Below are 2,130 nucleotides of genomic sequence, written 5' to 3'. Positions count from 1 at the left end.
CAATCTTTTAACGATCTAGTAGGAGCAATTGTTTGTAGATGTTGCTGAAAAATATTATTTAATTCGACTGTTGCCCGATCTAAATTATTCATCTTCTTCTTCCACTTCTAATGTTATTTTGCATTTGTTTGTAGAATTGCTCTAGCCCTAAGCTATAGATAGGGATAAGAGCTATACTACAAGCTTTCAAAAAATAGAAAAATTAATTTATGCTTAACTTCAGCAAATCCTCACAAAAACTATTATATAGTAAGGAAAAAACTTGCAAAAATCCTGCAAATATAATCAATATAATCGTTAGCTAAAAATCTATCGGCATGAGTTATTGCCTCAACCCCAACTGTCAAATTCCCGAAAACCCAGACTCTAATAAATATTGCCAAAATTGCGGTTCAAAACTATTACTTAAAGACCGCTATCGCCCCTTAAACCTAATTGGTCAAGGAGGTTTTGGCAGAACATTTTTAGCTATCGACGAAGACAAACCCTCCAGACCCTACTGCGTCATTAAACAATTTTTTCCCGCTGCACAAGGCACAAATAATATTAACAAAGCTGCCGANGACTCTAATAAATATTGCCAAAATTGCGGTTCAAAACTATTACTTAAAGACCGCTATCGCCCCTTAAACCTAATTGGTCAAGGAGGTTTTGGCAGAACATTTTTAGCTATCGACGAAGACAAACCCTCCAGACCCTACTGCGTCATTAAACAATTTTTTCCCGCTGCACAAGGCACAAATAATATTAACAAAGCTGCCGAATTATTTGAAAAAGAAGCTACGAGGTTAGACCAGTTGGGCAAACATTCCCAAATTCCTGAACTCATGGCCCACTTTACTCAAGATGGGCGACAATATTTAGTACAAGAATTTATCCCTGGACAAAACTTAGCTGAAGGGCTGAACATTGAAGCGCCCTATAAGGAAGAGGAAATTAGGGGTTTACTGAAAAATTTACTACCAGTGGTGGGGTTTATTCATTCTCATAATGTTATTCACCGCGACATCAAACCAGAAAATATTATTCGCCGTCAAAATAGCGATCGCCAGTTAGTATTGGTAGACTTTGGTGCTGCTAAATATGCTCTGGGTACTGCGCTCCTCAAAACAGGTACAACTATCGGCACTCCTGAATATACTGCTCCCGAACAAAACCGAGGCAAGGCGGTATTTGCCAGTGACTTATATAGTTTAGGAGTGACTTGCTTGCATCTATTAACTAAAGTTTCCCCATTTGAGTTATTTGATGTGGGAGAGGGAACATGGGTATGGCGACGTTATTTACAGAATAATTCTGTGAGCGAAAAATTGGCTGATGTTTTGGATAAACTGGTGGAAAATGCAGTCAACCGTCGTTATCAGTCTGTTAATGAAGTTATGGAAACTCTAGGTGCAGATGCTCCAGTTAATTTAACTCTTATTCAAGATAAAACTGCTCTCCAAACACCAAAAGTTACGCCTGCACCTGTACCGAGTCAAACTTGGAAATGTATACATACTCTCATCGGTCATCAAAAATGGGTTTGCTCTGTTGCTTTTAGTAAGGATGACAAAATTGTAGCGAGTGGGAGTGAGGATGAAACTATTAAGTTGTGGGAAGTAGATAGTGGTAGAGAAATATTGACTATGCGCGGACATTCCGGTTATGTCAACTCCGTTGCTTTTAGTCCGGATGGGAAAATATTAGCAAGTGGGAGTGATGACAAAACTATTAGACTTTGGGAAATTAATACAGGAAAACTGCTTTGCATTCTTGGTGACTGGGGTAGGGGAGAATATTTTGGTCATTCTGGAGGAGTAACGGCGATCGCTTTTCACCCAGACGGCAAAACTTTAGCTAGTGCGAGTAAAGATAAAAATGTGAAAATTTGGCGACTTGGGGATGATATTTATGATGCTAACTTTGGGAAGGTAATGATGACTTTGAGCGGACATTCACGACCAGTGCGGGCGATCGCTTTTAGTCCTGATGGGAAAACTTTGGCGAGTAGTAGTGAAGATAATACTATTAAAATTTGGGATTTAAGTTTAGGTAATACTGTTAAAAATCTATGTAATTATTATCAGGGAGTACATTATATTTATGCACTTGCTTTTAGTCCTGATGGGAAAATATTAGCTAGTGGCG

1 protein-coding gene and 1 pseudogene are annotated in these 2,130 nt (G+C 38.6%); both read left to right on the top strand.

All coding sequences use genetic code 11. The features are described from left to right. Positions 1-317: 317 nt before the first annotated feature. Positions 318-562: pseudogene (locus AFK68_RS40785) on the top strand (4-Cys prefix domain-containing protein); the annotation flags it as partial. A 1-nt stretch (position 563) separates the two neighbouring features. Continuing rightward, positions 564-2,130: serine/threonine-protein kinase (locus AFK68_RS00590; protein WP_143437377.1), on the top strand; the 1,567-nt coding region annotated here is incomplete at both ends.

The sequence above is a fragment of the Hydrocoleum sp. CS-953 genome (genome assembly GCF_002260545.1).
Classification (GTDB): domain Bacteria; phylum Cyanobacteriota; class Cyanobacteriia; order Cyanobacteriales; family Microcoleaceae; genus Trichodesmium.
This window is presented reverse-complemented; position numbering and strand designations above follow the sequence as displayed.